Origin of the sequence: Sphingomonas sp. Leaf62 (assembly GCF_001421915.1) — a bacterium.
In the GTDB taxonomy this organism is placed as follows: domain Bacteria; phylum Pseudomonadota; class Alphaproteobacteria; order Sphingomonadales; family Sphingomonadaceae; genus Sphingomonas.
In genome coordinates this window covers 206,677-223,091 of the sequence record NZ_LMLN01000028.1, presented here as the reverse complement: position 1 = coordinate 223,091, position 16,415 = coordinate 206,677, and the positions used below count along the sequence as shown (strand labels likewise).

General features: G+C 63.3%; 19 protein-coding genes and 1 pseudogene. 10 read left to right on the top strand and 10 right to left on the bottom strand.

The window, feature by feature from the left end; translation table 11 throughout:
* Positions 1-138: 138 nt before the first annotated feature.
* Both ASE91_RS12465 and ASE91_RS12460 read right to left on the bottom strand, forming a co-directional pair.
* On the bottom strand, positions 139-525 hold the full coding sequence (locus tag ASE91_RS12465) for a type II toxin-antitoxin system VapC family toxin (RefSeq protein ID WP_055817303.1): 387 nt from the start codon (positions 523-525) through the stop codon (positions 139-141).
* Complete coding sequence (locus ASE91_RS12460) at positions 522-767, bottom strand: AbrB/MazE/SpoVT family DNA-binding domain-containing protein (RefSeq protein WP_055818096.1); 246 nt, start codon at positions 765-767, stop codon at positions 522-524. Before ASE91_RS12460 ends, ASE91_RS12465 begins: the two co-directional genes overlap by 4 nt.
* A 269-nt stretch (positions 768-1,036) precedes the next feature.
* Here ASE91_RS12460 and ASE91_RS12455 point away from each other — a divergent pair, with 269 nt between their 5' ends.
* Positions 1,037-1,687 carry a recombinase family protein gene (locus ASE91_RS12455; protein ID WP_055817306.1) on the top strand — a complete coding sequence of 217 codons (651 nt, stop codon included), beginning with the start codon at positions 1,037-1,039 and terminating at the stop codon, positions 1,685-1,687.
* Between the two features lie 425 nt (positions 1,688-2,112).
* Positions 2,113-2,811, top strand: a complete 699-nt coding sequence (locus ASE91_RS19665) for a helix-turn-helix domain-containing protein (RefSeq protein ID WP_235530467.1) — start codon at positions 2,113-2,115, stop codon at positions 2,809-2,811.
* 99 nt (positions 2,812-2,910) lie between these two features.
* On the opposite strand, the pseudogene ASE91_RS12450 reads toward ASE91_RS19665, so the two are convergent.
* A pseudogene (locus ASE91_RS12450) lies at positions 2,911-3,756 on the bottom strand (YifB family Mg chelatase-like AAA ATPase); the annotation flags it as partial.
* 113 nt (positions 3,757-3,869) lie between these two features.
* Between ASE91_RS12450 and ASE91_RS12445 the strand changes: the two are divergent.
* The 6 genes from ASE91_RS12445 (at position 3,870) to yihA (ending at position 7,318) form a co-directional block, all read left to right on the top strand.
* Entirely contained in the window at positions 3,870-4,151 is a 282-nt protein-coding gene (locus ASE91_RS12445; protein ID WP_055995376.1) for a hypothetical protein, read from the top strand.
* A 73-nt stretch (positions 4,152-4,224) separates the two neighbouring features.
* Positions 4,225-4,359 carry a 50S ribosomal protein L34 gene (gene rpmH / locus ASE91_RS12440; RefSeq protein WP_055760361.1) on the top strand — a complete coding sequence of 45 codons (135 nt, stop codon included), beginning with the start codon at positions 4,225-4,227 and terminating at the stop codon, positions 4,357-4,359.
* 5 nt (positions 4,360-4,364) lie between these two features.
* Positions 4,365-4,697 carry a ribonuclease P protein component gene (gene rnpA, locus ASE91_RS12435; RefSeq protein WP_056626642.1) on the top strand — a complete coding sequence of 111 codons (333 nt, stop codon included), beginning with the start codon at positions 4,365-4,367 and terminating at the stop codon, positions 4,695-4,697.
* A gap of 29 nt (positions 4,698-4,726) precedes the next feature.
* Positions 4,727-4,939 (top strand): membrane protein insertion efficiency factor YidD, encoded by a 213-nt coding sequence (gene yidD, locus ASE91_RS12430; protein WP_056627178.1) that lies wholly within the window; start codon positions 4,727-4,729, stop codon positions 4,937-4,939.
* Between the two features lie 16 nt (positions 4,940-4,955).
* On the top strand, positions 4,956-6,653 hold the full coding sequence (gene yidC, locus ASE91_RS12425) for a membrane protein insertase YidC (RefSeq protein WP_056626640.1): 1,698 nt from the start codon (positions 4,956-4,958) through the stop codon (positions 6,651-6,653).
* Positions 6,650-7,318 carry a ribosome biogenesis GTP-binding protein YihA/YsxC gene (gene yihA / locus ASE91_RS12420; RefSeq protein ID WP_056626638.1) on the top strand — a complete coding sequence of 223 codons (669 nt, stop codon included), beginning with the start codon at positions 6,650-6,652 and terminating at the stop codon, positions 7,316-7,318. Before yidC ends, yihA begins: the two co-directional genes overlap by 4 nt.
* A 40-nt stretch (positions 7,319-7,358) precedes the next feature.
* On the opposite strand, the gene ASE91_RS12415 is transcribed toward yihA, so the two are convergent.
* Entirely contained in the window at positions 7,359-7,976 is a 618-nt protein-coding gene (locus ASE91_RS12415) for an exopolysaccharide biosynthesis protein (RefSeq protein ID WP_056626637.1), read from the bottom strand.
* A gap of 76 nt (positions 7,977-8,052) precedes the next feature.
* On the opposite strand from ASE91_RS12415, the gene ASE91_RS12410 reads away from it, so the two are divergent.
* On the top strand, positions 8,053-8,721 hold the full coding sequence (locus tag ASE91_RS12410) for a glutathione S-transferase family protein (RefSeq protein WP_056626635.1): 669 nt from the start codon (positions 8,053-8,055) through the stop codon (positions 8,719-8,721).
* Positions 8,722-8,746: 25 nt separating this feature from the next.
* Here ASE91_RS12410 and ASE91_RS12405 read toward each other — a convergent pair whose 3' ends face one another.
* Entirely contained in the window at positions 8,747-9,505 is a 759-nt protein-coding gene (locus ASE91_RS12405) for an alpha/beta fold hydrolase (protein WP_235530466.1), read from the bottom strand.
* Positions 9,492-9,929 carry a GFA family protein gene (locus tag ASE91_RS12400; protein ID WP_056626631.1) on the bottom strand — a complete coding sequence of 146 codons (438 nt, stop codon included), beginning with the start codon at positions 9,927-9,929 and terminating at the stop codon, positions 9,492-9,494. Before ASE91_RS12400 ends, ASE91_RS12405 begins: the two co-directional genes overlap by 14 nt.
* Before the next feature lie 157 nt (positions 9,930-10,086).
* Between ASE91_RS12400 and ASE91_RS12395 the strand changes: the two genes are divergently transcribed.
* Entirely contained in the window at positions 10,087-10,713 is a 627-nt protein-coding gene (locus ASE91_RS12395) for a YitT family protein (protein WP_268795966.1), read from the top strand.
* 24 nt (positions 10,714-10,737) lie between these two features.
* On the opposite strand, the gene ASE91_RS20970 is transcribed toward ASE91_RS12395, so the two are convergent.
* From ASE91_RS20970 to ASE91_RS12375, 4 genes are all read right to left on the bottom strand, one after another.
* Positions 10,738-11,436, bottom strand: a complete 699-nt coding sequence (locus tag ASE91_RS20970; RefSeq protein WP_055995398.1) for a methyl-accepting chemotaxis protein — start codon at positions 11,434-11,436, stop codon at positions 10,738-10,740.
* An 81-nt stretch (positions 11,437-11,517) separates the two neighbouring features.
* The gene (locus ASE91_RS12385) at positions 11,518-12,543 is read right to left on the bottom strand and encodes an aspartate-semialdehyde dehydrogenase (RefSeq protein WP_055995401.1); all 1,026 of its coding nucleotides are present in this window, start codon (positions 12,541-12,543) and stop codon (positions 11,518-11,520) included.
* A gap of 59 nt (positions 12,544-12,602) precedes the next feature.
* On the bottom strand, positions 12,603-13,964 hold the full coding sequence (locus ASE91_RS12380) for a DUF418 domain-containing protein (RefSeq protein ID WP_056626627.1): 1,362 nt from the start codon (positions 13,962-13,964) through the stop codon (positions 12,603-12,605).
* Between the two features lie 75 nt (positions 13,965-14,039).
* Complete coding sequence (locus ASE91_RS12375; protein WP_056626625.1) at positions 14,040-16,259, bottom strand: S9 family peptidase; 2,220 nt, start codon at positions 16,257-16,259, stop codon at positions 14,040-14,042.
* Between the last annotated feature and the right edge of the window lie 156 nt (positions 16,260-16,415).

Sequence of the window (16,415 nt, the reverse complement as noted above, 5' to 3'; positions counted from 1 at the left end):
TTACTATGGGTCGGAAGTCGCCCGGCAGCTTTCGCCGAAACGCCGCCCAACAGCGGACAGGCGGTTTTCCACCAGGATGCAGACCTTCCGCTTCCAGAGGATCGACAGGTGGTTGCCCCCTGCCCTTCCCGCCAAGTTCTAGCGGATCGTCACGACCTTGACCTCGACTGCATCCGCGATCTTCTTCCAGTTCTGGTCGCTTGTCCAAGCGGGCAATCCATCCCGTCGGGCTAGAGCCAGACAAAAGCGATCTCCAAGGCTAAGGCCCGCCTCGGCCGTCGCGGCGCGCAGCCGCCCGGCGATTTTCGCCAAGGCCTTGTCGGCCGGCACTACCGTCAGTGGCAGCGGATCAAGCATGGCATCAACTTCTCGCTCGGGCATTCCGGTATGAATGAAGTGGGTCACCACCTCAGCGTAGTTCACGCTGCTCACTCGCGCACCGGCGATACCGGCTGCAACCTTGGTAGATCCCTTTTCACCCTTGATCATTGCGATGAGAGCCGAGGCGTCGAGAACCACGCTCATTCGCCGCTATCTTCGCGACGCCGATTGAGGAATGCGTCAACAGAGGCGTCGGGATTACCGCCGGTATATTGCTCGGCCAGCGCCTGCGCCCTTGCCACCGCTTGGCTGGCGGTTCGCAGAACAACGCCATCTTCGGTTTCGTCGAGATATACCGCACCGCCACCCGTCAGGCCCAACCGCTTGCGAACGTCAGCGGGCAGGCTCATGCGCCCGTTTGGCGTTATGTTGATCTGTAGCGTCATGACGGCCTCTGTACCTCTGATCAGCATCGTCATCATCTTCTAGGGATATCCCGGCTTAGCAGCAACCGTCCCCACGGTATGCCAGCGAGCCTCGTTTGTACCACACCGTTTGGATTATGGCTCATCGACGTGAAGCTGCCCCACGTGCATAATCTCCGGTGCTTTTAACGTATGCCTTTCGCAGACCTTTCAATAGCTGGTATTTTAATATCGTCCTGACGACGTAAAAAGGACTAGACTAATAAGCACCACATATAGAAGACTACGGGATGTTCATTCGAGCCTATCTGCGCGCTTCTACCTCCGAACAGGATGCGTCGCGCGCGAAGAGCGCCCTCGACGTGTTTGCGGCCAAGCACGGGCTTCGGATTGCGGCCCGCTATGTCGAAAACGAAAGTGGAGCCAAGCTTCACCGGCCAGAGCTGTTCCGCCTGCTGTCAGATTGCGAGCCGGGAGACGTGCTCCTGGTCGAGCAGGTTGATCGGCTTTCCCGCCTCACCTCACCCGACTGGATCAAGCTGCGTAATCTAATCGACGCCAAGCAGGTCCGGGTTGTTGCACTCGACCTGCCGACGTCGTGGATCCTGACGGCACCGACGGATGAGTTCACCGGCCGAATGTTCGCAGCGGTCAACGCCATGATGTTGGACGTACTCGCCGCGGTTGCCCGTAAGGACTATGAGGATCGCCGTCGTCGACAAGCCGAAGGCACTGCAAAAGCCAAGGCAGCGGGCCTTTATAAGGGGCGTCCCGAGAACAAGACCCGCAACGCTGCGATCTCGAGCCTTCTTCGCGATGGCCGAAGCTGGCGCGATATAATGGATGCGACTGGGTGCAGTCGAACGCTGCTCGCCAAGATTGCTCGTGATCGCCGTCGACAGGCAGAGGCTGATGCAGCAATGTCAAACGCGCAACCCTAATGTGTTCAGGCAGACTCTAAACCCTCATAATGAGGTGTCCGATTTCGCTGCTACCGACTGTTTGAACGGGTTTTGCGTACCAAAGCCTATGCCCATTCAGAGTATACCCTGCGGACACGATACCAATTTACGCTTGAAATCAGTCGAAGCGAGCGAGAGATGTGCATTTTCACTAACGGGTGAAGACTACCATTCGCTCTTCAGCGGAATGTAAATAAGCCATGATGCGCTTGCCATATATATCCAAGCCCCGGCCTGATGAAAAGCTTTCCGGCTGGCTTCGCCAGATCGCATTTGAGTTCGGGCTACCTAGCGCGCAATCATTGCTACGTGCATTCGGCCTTACGCCCGTAAGCTCTTTGATACTAGATTTCTCATGCCCCCCGGATTTACTTCGGCGTCTTTCAACTCTGACCGGTCTTTCAATGCAAGCACTCGAACAGCTCGGCGACTCGCAGCGATCTGATCAATCAAATGCTGTAGGCGGACCCAAGAGAGTACGGGTGGGGTACGTATGGGGGACTTCTCATCGCAAAATATCTTTGATGCTAGAATCGATCAACCTAGATGAATGCGAGCGCGTAATCCTGCGTCCGCCCAAGCCAAGAAAATACAATAACATTCAGCGCGAACTAGCTCGAGCTGAGATATTTCGTGCAGAACCTGGAACAACTTTTGTATTTTACGATCTTTCTACGCTCGCTTACTCAGCAAATGATTTATCAGATCTTTTTGAAAGATGCCTTTCTCGTGATATACACTTAGAGTTTTTAAAAGAAGATATTTTATTGTCAAACGGTCATAATCTATCTCTACTAAGGATAGCTTCTACTATATACGATAACTTGGAAACCGACCTTGAAAAAGAGTCTGGTGAAGAGGAGGATCTGCTGATCGAGAGTCGTCGACGTAAGCAAGACTTTCGCGCATTTCGGAAAGGTCGCAAACGGGCTTTAACTGTTCAACAAGCGCAGGAAGCCGCAGAGCTATATCTGGAAAATGGTACCCCAGTGGCCGAGATCAGTCAGCGGTTTGGAACTAGCCAACCAACGATCTATCGCGTCATAATGGACCACCGCTTGGGTAGAGCCCCCAGGGATCGGATTGCTCCAGAGGAAGAATGACGCACCTTGTCGCAACGGTGGTGATCGACAGACTGGCTCATCGCGCAGCCCTCACCGCCGGTGCAATGCAACGATCCCCGATGCAATTAAACGCTCACCCTTCACACCGCCCCCGGTCAGCGCCGCCATCGACGCCGAGTGGTGCGGCGTTCGGAACGGCCGCACCCGCGTCATCCGCCCGCCGGTCAGCGATCCCGCGACCGACGCGACCATCGACACTTCCAGCGCCTCGGCGGCATCGAGCGGCGGGAGGATGCCCGGCAGGCACGACGCCAGCAGCGATTTGCCTGCGCCCGGCGGTCCTACCATCAACAGGTTGTGACCGCCCGCCGCCGCGATCTCCAACGCCCGCTTGGCCGTCTCCTGCCCCTTGACCTGGCGCAGGTCGTTGCCGCTCCATCCGTCCTCCGCGCCGCCGGGCTGCGGATTGCCGAGCAGTTGTTCGCCCTTCAGATGGTTCAGCAGCGACAGCAGATCGGGTGCCGCGATCACCGGCGTACCGGCCCATGCCGCCTCCGCCCCCTGTTCGGCCGGGCAAATCAGCGAGCGCCCCTCCCCACTCGCCAGCATCGCCGCCAGCAGCACGCCGGGCGATCCCGCGATCCGCCCGTCAAGGCTCAGTTCGCCGACAACGACATGATCGGCCAGCCCCTCGGCATCGACCACGCCCATCGCCGCCAACAGGCCGAGCGCGATCGGCAGGTCGTAATGCGATCCTTCCTTGGGCAGGTCCGCCGGCGACAGATTGACGGTGATGCGTTTGGGCGGCAGCGCCAGCCCGATCGCGGCGATCGCGGCACGCACCCGTTCGCGGCTTTCGCCCACCGCCTTGTCGGCCAGCCCGACCACGACGAATGCGGGGACGCCCGGTGCCAATTGCACCTGCACCTCCACCCGCCGCGCCTCCAGCCCAAGATACGCCGCCGTCGATACGATCGCGACCATGAATGCCCCTGTTCCCCTTGCACGGCGTGTCCCGCATCAGGTCGGCCCGGTCAAGCGACAGGACATCGCAGGCGTCTTGAACCGGCAACACACGGGTGGCATGGCAACCTATCATGCAGATCCTCCTCCTGGCGCTCGGTGCCTTGCTGATCCTCGCGACGCCGGTCGTCGCGGTGCTGCCGGGACCGGTCGGGATCTTCACCTTCGCCGCCGGGCTGGCGCTGATCCTGCGCAACTCCCGCCGGGCGCGCCGCCGCTTCGCGCGGACCATGCGCCGCTTTCCGCGACTGCGCGCGATGTCGGACCGGGCGCTGCGCCGTCCCAGTGCCAAACGGCGGCGGCTGCGCGCGGAGACTGTCCTGTCCTCCGTTGACTTGGAGGCGGTGCATCGCTAAGGGGCTCGTCACGCGGCCGCCGTCACTGGCGGCTTTTTACGTTCTAGCAGTTTGAATACCCGGGGAATGAGTGATGAAGCGGACTTTTCAGCCGAGCAACCTGGTACGGGCCCGTCGTCACGGCTTCCGCTCGCGCATGGCGACGCCGGGCGGCCGCAACGTGATCCGCGCCCGCCGCTCGCGCGGTCGGAAGAAGCTGTCGGCCTAACCAAGATGCTTCGCCGCCGGGATTATCTGGCGGCGAATGGCGGACGCCGGGCACCCATGCCCGGCTTCGTCCTGTTGGTGCGACAGCGCCGCGCGGACGAACTGGCCGAATCGCCCAATGCGATGCGAATCGGCATCACCGTATCGAAGAAGGTCGGAAACGCCGTCGTCCGCAACCGGATGAAACGGCGTTTTCGCGCGCTTGCCGCCGAAATGCTGCCCGACATGGGCGTCGCCGGTGCCGATCACGTGCTGATCGGGCGGGCAAGCGGCATCGAACGCCCCTTCGACGATCTGAAGGCCGATCTGACCAAGGCGTTGCGCAAGGTACGGCGGTGACCGGCGACGGCGAATCGCCCCGGCCGGGCATCGCCGCGCGCCTGCTGATGCTGGTCGCGCGCGCGTGGCAATTGGGGCCGTCGCTGATCCTGCCGCCCTCCTGCCGCTATCAACCTTCCTGTTCGGCCTATGCAATCACCGCCATTGCCCGCTATGGCGCGGCAAAGGGGGGCTGGCTGGCCGTGAAACGTATCGCGCGCTGCCATCCCTGGGGCGGGCACGGCCACGACCCGGTGCCTTAGAGCCTGAGGATTTCGCGTGAAGAACGACCAGAAGAATTTCCTGCTGTTCGCGGTACTGGCTGCGCTGGTGCTGTTCGGCTGGCCGTATATCGCCAACCACTTCTTTCCGGCTGCCAATCCGCCGGTAACGAAGCTGGAGGACGGGAAGAGCAAGCCCGTCGCCAATCCGGCGACCGATCCGGCCGCCGACACTGCGAACGCGATTCGCGACCGGGCGCTCGTGCTGCGCGAAACCCCGCGCATTCCGATCGAAACGCCCGCCGTGCGCGGATCGATCAACCTGCGCGGCGGGCGGATCGACGATCTGGTGCTGGTGAAGCACAAGGAAACAATCGAGGCGAACTCGCCGCCGGTCCGGCTGCTGTCGCCGTCGGGCACAGTCGATGCCTATTTCGCGCAGTTCGGCTGGAGCGGCACCGGCGTGTCGGCACCGCCCGCCGACGCGCTGTGGACCGCCAGCGGCACCAGGCTGACCCCGCAGACGCCGGTCACGCTGTCGACGACGGTCGGCACGCAGCGGTACCAGATGCAAATCTCGGTCGATGACGGCTATATGTTCACTGTCCGCCAGAGCGTCGCCAACGCCGGACCGCAGCCGATCCAGGTCGCGACCTACGGCCTGCTCAGCCGCCGCGGCGCGCCGGTCGACAAGGATACGATGACGATCCAGGTCGGCCCGGTCTACGAAGCCGGCAACGGCGTGAAGTTCGACGTCAACTACAAGGACATCGACGAAAAGCCCGAAACATTCGCTACCAAGGGCGGCTGGATCGGCTTTACCGACCATTACTGGATGACCGCGCTGATCCCCGATCAGGGCGTACAGCACACGCTGACGCTCAAGGGCGGCGACCAGCGGCATCAGGCCGACTATCGTTCGCCGACGCTGGCGACGCTCGCGCCGGGGCAGGCGCTGACACAGAGCGTCCGCTTCTTTGCGGGTGCCAAGGAGAACAAGCTGCTCAACGCCTATGAAGCGCAGGGTGTGCCCTATTTCTCGCGCTCGATCGACTGGGGCTGGTTCCGCATCGTCGAGGAGCCGATCTTCGTCTATCTCGACTGGCTGTTCCGTCTGGTCGGCAATTTCGGCGTCGCGATCATCCTGCTGACGGTCACGATCCGTGGCCTGATGTTCCCGATCGCCCAGCGCCAGTTCGCCTCGATGGCGGCAATGCGCGCCATCCAGCCGAAGCTGAAGGCGTTGCAGGAGCGGTACAAGGACGACAAGCCGCAGTTGCAGCAAAAGATGATGCAGCTGTACAAGGAGGAAAAGGTCAATCCGGTCGCCGGCTGTCTGCCGACGCTGATCCAGATTCCGATCTTCTACGCGCTGTACAAGGTGCTGTTGCTGACCATCGAGATGCGGCATCAACCGTTCGTCGGCTGGATCAAGGATCTGTCGGCGCCCGATCCGGCGACGATCCTGAACCTGTTCGGCTATCTCGACTTCACCCTGCCGCACTTCCTCGCGATCGGCGTCGTACCGGTGCTGCTCGGCATCTCGATGTACTTCCAGTTCAAGCTGAACCCCGCCCCGATGGACGACATGCAGAAGCAGGTCTTCGGCCTGATGCCATGGGTGTTGATGTTCATCATGGCCCCGTTCGCGGTCGGGTTGCAGGTCTACTGGATCACGTCGAACCTGCTGACCATCGCGCAGCAGCAACTGCTCTATGCCCGGCATCCGGCGCTCAAGCAGGCGGCTGCGAAGTGAACGACCTGCCACCCCCGCCGCCGGGCGCCGACCGCTTCGATCCCGACCAGATCGAAGCGGCGCGCAAGATCTTTGCCGGACCGATCCAGTTCCTGAAGTCCGCGCCGGCGCTGGAGCATCTGCCCAGCCCCGACGTGCCCGAAATCGCCTTTGCCGGCCGGTCGAACGTCGGCAAATCGTCGCTGCTCAACGCACTGACCGGCCGCACCTCGCTGGCGCGGACCTCGGTCACGCCGGGACGGACGCAGGAGCTGAACTTCTTCGACATCGGCACGCCGCTGAAACTGCGGCTGGTCGACATGCCGGGCTATGGGTTTGCCAAGGCGCCCAAGGACATGGTCCGCAAGTGGCGCTATCTGGTGAACGACTATCTGCGCGGGCGGCAGGTGTTGAAGCGGACGCTGGTGCTGATCGACTCGCGCCACGGCATCAAGGACGTCGACCGCGACGTGTTCGAAATGCTCGACAAGGCAGCGACCAGCTATCGCATCGTCTTGACCAAGACCGACAAGATCAAGGCGACCGAACTGGAAGCAGTGTACGAAGCGGTCGGCGACGAAGTCCGCAAGCGCCCCGCCGCGCATCCCGACGTCATCTCGACGTCGAGCGAAAAGGGCATGGGCATCGCCGAACTGCGCGCGGCGGTGATCGAGTCGATCGGCTGACCCTCCCGTCATTCCGGCCCGTGCCGGGATGACGGGTCAGCTACCCCTGCTTCGAAGCGAACAACCCCGCCCCCAGCCCCACTGCGCCGACCGACAACGCACAGGCCACCATCATCAGCACCCCGTCGCGCACCAGCAGCGCGATACCGAACGCCATGATCGCCGCCATCGGCGCCGTGCTGGCAAAGGGCAGCAATTCCAGCGGCGGCACGGTCAGGCATAACAGGATCACCGCGATCCCGGCAACCTTCACCATCGGCCCCTTGGTCAGCGCCGGCAGCCGGTTATGAAACCATTGGTCGAGGCGTTTGGCGATCGGTCGCCCCTTGTCGACGACCGTCAACAGCTTCCCAGCCGTCATCCCGCGATTGGCGAGGAAACCGGGCAGCCACAAATGCTCGCGACCGAGCACCAGCTGGACCGCGAGCAGCGCCAGCACCGCCGCCAGCGCAGTCGGCAGCCCCGGAATGCCTCCCACCGGCGAAATCTCGATCATCGGCAACACGATCAGGAACGGTCCATAGGCACGGTGGCCCATCGCTTCGAGCATATCGCCCAGCCGAACCCGTTCCCCGCCGGCCTGCTCGCCGAGATCCTGCAACCGGTCGAGCACATCGCCGACACTGTGCGGGTCCCCGCTTTTGTCGTTATCCGCCATGCGATCGGCAACGGATCGTTTCGGGCGCGGTTCCGATGGCTCGACACGCTCCGGGCGACGTGGCACGAGCGGCTCCATGCTGAAGCTCATCATCGGGAACAAGGCCTATTCCTCCTGGTCGCTGCGCGGCTGGCTGGCGGCCAAGCTGTCGGGCCTGCCGTTCGAGGAGGTCGTCGTGCCACTGTACGACGCCGACTGGGACAAACGTCGCGAAGGCGACGAATTCGCGCCGTCGTCGGGCAAGGTCCCGATCCTGTGGGACGGTGACGAGATCGTCGTGTGGGACAGTCTGGCGATCGTCGAATATCTGAACGAGAAATCGGGCGGCGACAAATTCTGGCCGGTCGATCCCGCCGCACGCGCGATGGCGCGGTCGATGGCAGCGGAAATGCATTCGGGCTTCGCGCCGCTGCGTCGCAAGCACAGCATGAACGTCCGCCAGGTCTATGACCCGACCCAGCCCGACAACGATGTCGCCGCCGACCTGTCGCGCATCTACGAACTATGGGCGCAGGCCCGCGCGCGGTTCGGACATGGCGGCGACTTCCTGTTCGGTGAATTCGGCGCGGCCGACATCATGTTCGCACCGGTCGCGACGCGGATCGTCACCTATTCGCTGCCCTGCCCGCGCTTTGCGATGGGGTACATCATCACCCTCATCAACCATCCGTGGATGCAGGACTGGATCGCCAGTGCGCAGGAAGAGGAATGGGTGCTCGAGCAATATGAGCAAGCGGTGAAGTAAAACTCCTCCCCGTGCCGGGGAGGACTTACGCGAGAAACGCCGCGATCGCGTCGCCCAGTTCGCGCTTCACCACCGCGCTCATGTGATTCCCGGGCGTCTCGACCAGCCGCGCATCGGGCAGCACGTCGGCCAGCGCCCGGTGGCTGCCATTGTCGTCATCGTCTTCGCCGGCCAGCACCAGCACCGGCTGACCGATCGCCGCCAGTTGCTCACGTGAGGTATCGACGAAGGTGTCGAGGATGCCGAGCAGCGCCACCGGATCGCCGCCGGTGGTCTTCAGGAACGCCTCCGCCATCCATTCATTCGACCCGCGCTCGAAACTGCCGAGGTTGGTCAGGATGCGCCGGAAATGCGCCGCGCGCCGCCCGGTATCGAGCAACCCCTCCAGCCCCATGCCGCTGAGCACCAGTTTGCTTGGGCTCGCCCCCATCGTCACCATCCGCACCGCTGTCCGCGCACCGAGCGAATAGCCACCCAGATCATAGTCGGTCAGCCCGAGATGCTCGATCAGCGCTATGCCGTCGCGGGCCAGCGCATCGGGTGGATAGGCGGCGGCGTCATGCGGCCGCGCACTCAGTCCGTGCGCCCGCAGGTCGGGCATGATGACCTGGCGGCCGAGCGCCGCGACCTTCGCGGCATGGCCGTATTTGATCCAGTTGGTCTGCGCGTCGCTGAAATAGCCGTGGATCAGCACCACCGGCCGCCCCTCGCCCAGTTCGCTCCATGCGATCTCGACCCCGTCGAAGCTGGCGAAGCGATGCGTTGTGGGTTCAGGATGAGCCAAGTGCGTTCTTCCAGCGTTCGACGGTAGGGCCATGTTCGTCCGCGCGATATTCGGGCAGGCCGCGTGTGTCGAGCCATTGCGGATGCCAGCTTTCGACCCCGAAATGATGGTGCGGTCGGAACCGTGCCGGTTCGTCGAAGCTGCCGATCGTCAAATCGATGTTGTCGCCATCGGGAAATTCGAAGCTGATCGGCGTCCCGCAGTCGCGACAGAAACCGCGCTTGGCGATCGGCGACGACGCGTACAGATCGGGCCGTCGATCCCACGCCACGTCGTGCCTGGCCACATTCTTGAACGCGATCGATACGCCGCCGGTCGCGCGCTGGCACATGCGACAATGGCAGAGATAGGCGTCATCGTCGCGGATCGTCACCGTATAGCGGATCCGGCCGCACTGGCATCCACCCGACATGATCTCGGCCATGCGATATCCTTTCGTTGCGATCCCACAACCGCAAGGACCCTGCGCGGGTTCCGATCATCGCCCCGGTCCGAATTAGCCGCTTCACCTGCTGCCCGATCCGCGATAGGTGTCGGCGCAATAAAAGAACAACAGGGGGAGGATGCCGGCCTGACCGGAGATCGATGCCATCGCCCCTGCCCTGCGCCATGAAGCGGTACCGCACAGCCGGTCCGAAGACGTCTATGCCATCGTCGTCGGATGCGTGATGATCGCGCTCGGGCTGGCATTGCTGCGTGCCGCGGGACTGGTCACGGGCGGCATTGCCGGCATCGCGTTGCTCGTATCCTATCTGGTGCCGCTGCCGACCGGCGTGCTGTTCACGCTCATCAACATCCCGTTCTTTCTGTTCGCCAAACGGGCGATGGGAACGCGGTTCATGGTGCGCACGATCGCGGTCAATGCCGGCATCGCGCTGTTCTCCACGATGGCGCGCTATGGGTTCCGGATCGTCGAGGTACATCCCGCCTTTGCCGCGATCGCCGGCGGTACCGTCATCGGCATGGGCATCCTTGCGCTTGCCCGGCACGATGCCGGGGTCGGGGGAACGGGCGTCGTGACGCTGTGGCTGCAACGCACGCGCGGCTGGAATGCGGGACGGACGCAGATCGCGATCGATCTCGGCATTCTCGCGACGTCGTTCGCGGTGGTGGCGCCGGTGCAGGTCGCATGGTCGGCGCTCAGCGCAGCGGCGATCAGCGGCATCCTGATCGCATGGCACCGGCCCGGACGCTACACGGGCTATTAACGCCTGATGCCATGGCGTTTACGCTCAAGCCGCCAATACGGCCCCGTCATGGTCGCGCAGCATCGTTGCCGCGCGTTCGGTCGCGGCGCGAATGTCGTCGGCCAGCGATCTCACCTCGCGCGCCACGACCGCGAAACCGGAGCCGGCCTCGCCCGCCCGCGCCGCCTCGATCGCGGCATTCAGCGCGACAAGCCGGGTCTGGGCAGTGATATCGCCGATCGATGCGACGATCCCCGCCAATTGCGTCATCGCTGACTGCAACGCGTTCGTCTGTTTCTCCAGTGCCGTGCGGAAGCGATTGCCCTCGTCCAGCCGTGCCTGCACTTCGCGCTCCAATATGATCTGCCGGGTCACGTCGGTGCCGATCTTGACGATCTTCGACGGGCGCCCCTGCCGGTCGAGCACCGGATTATAGGTCGCCTGCAGCCACACATCCCGACCCTGTCGATCGACCCGGCGGTATAGTCCGCCCTCGAACGCCCCCCCGGACAGCTTGCGCCAGAATGCGGTATAGGCCGGAGATATGGCGTCGGCCGACGGACAGAAGATGCGGTGATGCCGTCCGCGAACCTCGGCCAGGGCATAGCCCATGATGCCGAGGAACGCGTCATTGGCCCACAATACCGTGCCGTCGAGCGCGAACTCGATCACCGCCTGCGACCGGCAGATCGCTTCCCATGCACCCCGGTGCACGGCATCGTCGCGGACGCTTCCCATATCCATGCGCAATCCTAACGCCGATCGGTTAACGACCCTTTAGGATATGCACGTACTTCGTAACGAACTGTGTCCGCGCGCGGACGGTCAGTCCTTTCGCAAGTGGCGACGTCCCAGCAGTTCGGCGATCTGCACCGCGTTCAGCGCCGCACCCTTGCGCAGATTGTCCGAGACACACCACAGCGCCAGACCGTTCTCGACGGTCGAATCCTCGCGTACGCGGCTGACATAGGTCGCGAATTCGCCGACGCATTCGATCGGCGTGACGTATCCGCCGTCCTCGCGCTTGTCGACCAGCATGACGCCCGGTGCCTCGCGCAGGATCTTCTGCGCATCTTCGGCCGACAACTCGTTTTCCATCTCGATGTTGATGGCTTCGGAGTGACCGACGAACACCGGCACGCGGACACAGGTCGCGACGACCTTGATCTTGGGATCGAGGATCTTCTTGGTCTCGACCACCATCTTCCACTCTTCCTTGGTCGAACCGTCGTCGAGGAAGCTGTCGATGTGCGGGATCACGTTGAACGCGATCTGCTTGGTGAACTTCTTGGGCTCGGCGCTGTCGCCGACGAAGATGTTGCGGCTCTGTTCGAACAGCTCGTCCATGCCGGCCTTGCCCGCGCCCGACACCGATTGATAGGTGGCGACGACCACGCGCGTGATCTTTGCCGCATCGTGGATTGGCTTGAGCGCCACGACCATCTGCGCGGTCGAGCAATTGGGGTTGGCGATGATGTTCTTGACGCGATAGCCGTCGATCGCCTCCGGGTTCACTTCGGGCACGATCAGCGGCACGTCGGGGTCCATGCGGTACAGCGACGAATTGTCGATCACGGTGCAGCCGGCGGCGGCGAACTTCGGCGCATAGACGGCGGTCGCTTCGCTGCCGATCGCGAACAGCGCCATGTCCCAGCCGGCCGGATCGAAATGCTCGATATTCTGGATCTTGTACTGCTTACCGGTCTCACCGAAATCGGCCATGTCGCCGGCCGAGCGCGACGATGCCAATACTGCCAGATCGTCGATCGGAAATTCGCGCTCCGCCAGGATGTTGAGCATTTCGCGACCGACATTGCCGGTCGCCCCGGCGACGACTACCCGATAACCCACTTGACTTCTCCGCGATCAAATCTTGCGCGCGGCATACCGGTTTTGCACCTTTTGTAAAGTCACGCGGGGACCAGCGTCGGCCCCGGCAGCACCTCCGGGACCAGATCGGGACGACGCCTGAACGGCTGTCGCTGCCAGTAGGCAAGGCTGCGCCATGCCCATTCGAGCGGTCCGATCGCGAACCATCGCGCCCATAGATTGGCGGCGACCGCACTCACCACGATCACCCCCGTCGCGATCGCGAACTGCCCGGCATGCCCGTACTTCGCCCACAGGTTCAGGCCATAGGGCGCGAACAGGATATGCAGCCCGATAATCTGTTCGAGGAAATAGACCGAGAACGCCATCCGCCCGACCGCGCGGAACGGATGGAGCAACCGCGTACCGCCAACGGTCTTCATCGCAAGGTTGACCGCCGCGACATGGCCGATGCTGACCGCGATCCGCGCCGCCTCCTGCGTGAACCAGATCGTCTTGGCCGTCGGCAGCAGCGGCATCATCTCGACCACCCCGATCGCCCGTGCCGTCAGCCCGAATCCATAGGTGGCGAGCATCAGCCCCAGATAGAAGCGCGACGTCCGTTCGCCCTGGATGATCCGCCACTTCCACAGCGCCACGCCGATCAGCATCGTGCAGAACGCTTCGATGACGACCATCACCAGCAATCCCTTGCCGATCATGAACTTCATCCAGCCGTCCCAGTAATAGCTGGCATAGGGCAGCCAGCCGCCGGCATGCGCCTTGCGCTCCTTGACCAGATCCTTCGCCATTTTCTCGTTCGGCCGGCGACGCTCCAGCTTCTTGTTCCATTCGGCCAGCGCCTTGGCATCGTCCTTCGCCACCGGTGTGGCCGCGATCCGTGCCGCCTGCGCCCGCTCGACCTTCGTCTGGAGGGCGACCCGGTCGACATACTCCATGCCGCCCATCGCCAGATTGGCCACCATCATCAGACTGCCCAGCGCGACCAGCGCCTTCGGCCCCAACAGGCGGAACGGGAACAGGAACAGCGACGCGATCGCATAGACGGTCAGGATATCGCCGACCCACAGCACGACGAACACGTTGACCAGCCCGAAGAACAACAGCCACAGCGTCCGGCGATAGAACAGGTCGGCGACTGCCACCGGCCCGTCGGGCCGCATCGCCCGCGCGGTCAGCACCATGAAGCCCGCCCCGAACAGCAGCTCGAGCACGCCGCGCTGCGTCCCTTCGAGGAAGATCGTGACGAAGCCCCACGCGACCCGGTCGATCGGCGTCCACCCGATCCAGCGGAAGTCGGCGAACAGCAGCGTCGTCGCCGACGCCTGCATCGTCACGTTCATATAATAGATGGCAAGGATCGCCAGACCCCGCAGGACGTCCAGCACCTCGATCCGCGCACGCCCCGTGACCGGTGCGATTCCGCCCGCAACTTCCCCCATCGCCCGACTCCCCCAAGCCCCTGCGCCGAAACGCTAGGCGCGGGGAAAGTCGGACGTCAATACGCCATTTGGAGGTTACTTCCCGACGACCTGCCGATCGAGGAAATCGAGGATCGTCTTCCACAGATGTTCGCTGATCCCCGGTCCGCCGACGCGGTGGGTCTGCCCCGGATACAGCATCAATTCGAACGGCGTCGCCGATTTCTGCATCGCCGCCATCATCGCCGTCGAATGTTCGAGCACGACGTTGTCGTCGGCCATGCCGTGGATCAGCAGCAGCGGATCGCGGATTTTCGCCGCATCACCCACCGTCGCCGATGCCGCATAGGCGTCGGGCACGGTACGCGGATCGCCCATATAGCGTTCGGTATAATGGGTGTCGTACAATTCCCAGCGCGACACCGGCGCGCCCGACACGCCCGCCGCGAATACGCCCGGTGCCTTTTCGAGCATCTTCAGCGTCATATAGCCGCCATAGGACCAGCCATAGGTCGCGATCTTGTCCGGCGCGACGAACGGCAGCGTCTTCAGATACTCGGCACCGGCGATCTGGTCGTCGACCTCGACCGTGCCCATTGCCTGATGGATCTGGTCCTCGAACGCCTTGCCGCGTTCGGGCGATCCGCGATTGTCGATCTCGAACCAGATCCAGCCGCGGTCGACCAGATACTGGCGCAGCGCCCCGCCCCATGCCCGGCGCACGACCTGGCTGCCCGGCCCGCCATAATGCGAGAAGAACACCGGATAGCGCTTGCCCGGCTCCAGCCTAGGCGTGATCATGTTCCAGTACAGCGTCGAACCGTCGGCGGCCTTGATCGTCCCGAACTCGGTCGGACGATGGCTGGCGACATAGGGCGCATAGGGGTGATCGCCGGTCAGCGCATTTTCGTTGATCCACGCGATCCGCTTGGCGGCGGTATCGGCCAGATAGGTCTGCGACGGCTGATCGGGGTTGGAGCGCGACACGATCAGCCGCGACGCCTTTCCATCCATCGACGCGCTGTACGACCAGCCTGGCTCGGTCATCCGCGTGACCACGCCCGGCTTGTTCAGGTCGACGCGGTACAACTGCCGTTCGAGCACGTCGTCCTTGTTAGCAAGGAAATAGAGGCGGCCCTTCGCCTCGTCGACACCGGCCAGATCGGACACCATCCATTTGCCGCTCGTCAGCTGCGCCCATTTGCCGCCCTTCCAGCGGTACAAATGCGCATAGCCGTCGCGTTCCGACGACCAGATCAGGCTGCCATCCTTCATCAGATGATAGGCGTCGGACAGGTTGACCCAGCTTTTCGGCCCGGTTTCCTCGGTGAACAGGATCGTCGCCGCACCCGTTGCCGGATCGACGCGCAGCATGTCGAGCTTCGTCTGCGTCCGGTTCTGCCGCTGGACCAGCAGCGCCTTGCCATCGGGGGTCCAGTCGGCTCGCGCCAGATAGATGTCGGGATCGGGGCCGAGATCGACCTTCACCTTGCCCGACCCGTCCGGCTTCATGACATAGAGCTCGACCAGCACATTGGGCGTCCCCGCCTTCGGGTAACGCTGCTGATAGATGCTGGTGCCCTCCGCCCCGATCGCGGAGCGGGTAACGATGCCGACCGGTGCCTCGTCGAAGCGTTCGACCGCGACCAGCCGGTCGTCGGGCGACCACCAGTACCCGGTGCGGCGGTTCATTTCCTCCTGCGCGACGAACTCCGCCTCGCCGAAATGGACGGTATCCTTGCCCTCGGTCGTGACCGGTGTCTCCTGGCCCGTCTTCAGGTCGAGCGTCACCAGATTCTGGTCGCGCACAAAGCTGACATAGCGCCCCTCGGGGCTGACCACCGGGTTCAGCTCGCCGCTCTCGCTGTTGGTCAGGCGGCGGACGCTGCCGTCGATCGACGCGAGATACAGGTCGCCGTCCAGCGGCACGAGGATCGACTTGCCATCGGGTGCCCAGTCATAGGCGAGGATACCGCGCTTGCCGGTCAGCGAGCGGTCGCGCTCGCGCTGCATCTTCTCCGCTTCGGACAGGGCGGCACCAGTGCCGACCTTCTTCGAATCGACCAGCATCCGCCATTCGCGGGTGGTCGTGTCCATCGCCCACAGGTCGAACCGCTCACGCTCATCGGCGCGGTTGCGCAGCAGCGTCACATATTTGCCGTCCGGCGACAGGCGCAGATTCTGCGGGGCCGCCCCGTTCAGGTCGGGACTGGCAAAGACCCGTTCGAGCGTCAGGTCGCCCGGCTTCGCAGGTTCACTCGCCATGCCGGCCTGCCCCATTGCCAGCAACGCCGCACCCATCAACCATTTGACCATATTGCCCCGTATGTCCTGCGGTCCAACCGCGTCGATCGTATCAACGGTTATCGCCGGACTATGGACAGAGGTAAATGGCGGAATCGGGCGGTTGGCGGGCTTCGGGCAGCACCGCATTTGTCGCTCCCGCGAAGGCGGGAGCCTATAAACGCCGAC

Bases quoted from the DNA above. Each gene is read 5' to 3' on its own strand.
- ASE91_RS12465 (WP_055817303.1), bottom strand. From the start codon at position 525: ATGAGCGTGGTTCTCGACGCCTCGGCTCTCATCGCAATGATCAAGGGT.
- ASE91_RS12460 (WP_055818096.1), bottom strand. From the start codon at position 767: ATGACGCTACAGATCAACATAACGCCAAACGGGCGCATGAGCCTGCCC.
- ASE91_RS12455 (WP_055817306.1), top strand. From the start codon at position 1,037: ATGTTCATTCGAGCCTATCTGCGCGCTTCTACCTCCGAACAGGATGCG.
- ASE91_RS19665 (WP_235530467.1), top strand. From the start codon at position 2,113: ATGCAAGCACTCGAACAGCTCGGCGACTCGCAGCGATCTGATCAATCA.
- ASE91_RS12445 (WP_055995376.1), top strand. From the start codon at position 3,870: ATGCAGATCCTCCTCCTGGCGCTCGGTGCCTTGCTGATCCTCGCGACG.
- rpmH (WP_055760361.1), top strand. From the start codon at position 4,225: ATGAAGCGGACTTTTCAGCCGAGCAACCTGGTACGGGCCCGTCGTCAC.
- rnpA (WP_056626642.1), top strand. From the start codon at position 4,365: ATGCTTCGCCGCCGGGATTATCTGGCGGCGAATGGCGGACGCCGGGCA.
- ASE91_RS12415 (WP_056626637.1), bottom strand. From the start codon at position 7,976: ATGGCGGATAACGACAAAAGCGGGGACCCGCACAGTGTCGGCGATGTG.
- ASE91_RS12410 (WP_056626635.1), top strand. From the start codon at position 8,053: ATGCTGAAGCTCATCATCGGGAACAAGGCCTATTCCTCCTGGTCGCTG.
- ASE91_RS12400 (WP_056626631.1), bottom strand. From the start codon at position 9,929: ATGGCCGAGATCATGTCGGGTGGATGCCAGTGCGGCCGGATCCGCTAT.
- ASE91_RS20970 (WP_055995398.1), bottom strand. From the start codon at position 11,436: ATGGATATGGGAAGCGTCCGCGACGATGCCGTGCACCGGGGTGCATGG.
- ASE91_RS12380 (WP_056626627.1), bottom strand. From the start codon at position 13,964: ATGGGGGAAGTTGCGGGCGGAATCGCACCGGTCACGGGGCGTGCGCGG.
- ASE91_RS12375 (WP_056626625.1), bottom strand. From the start codon at position 16,259: ATGGTCAAATGGTTGATGGGTGCGGCGTTGCTGGCAATGGGGCAGGCC.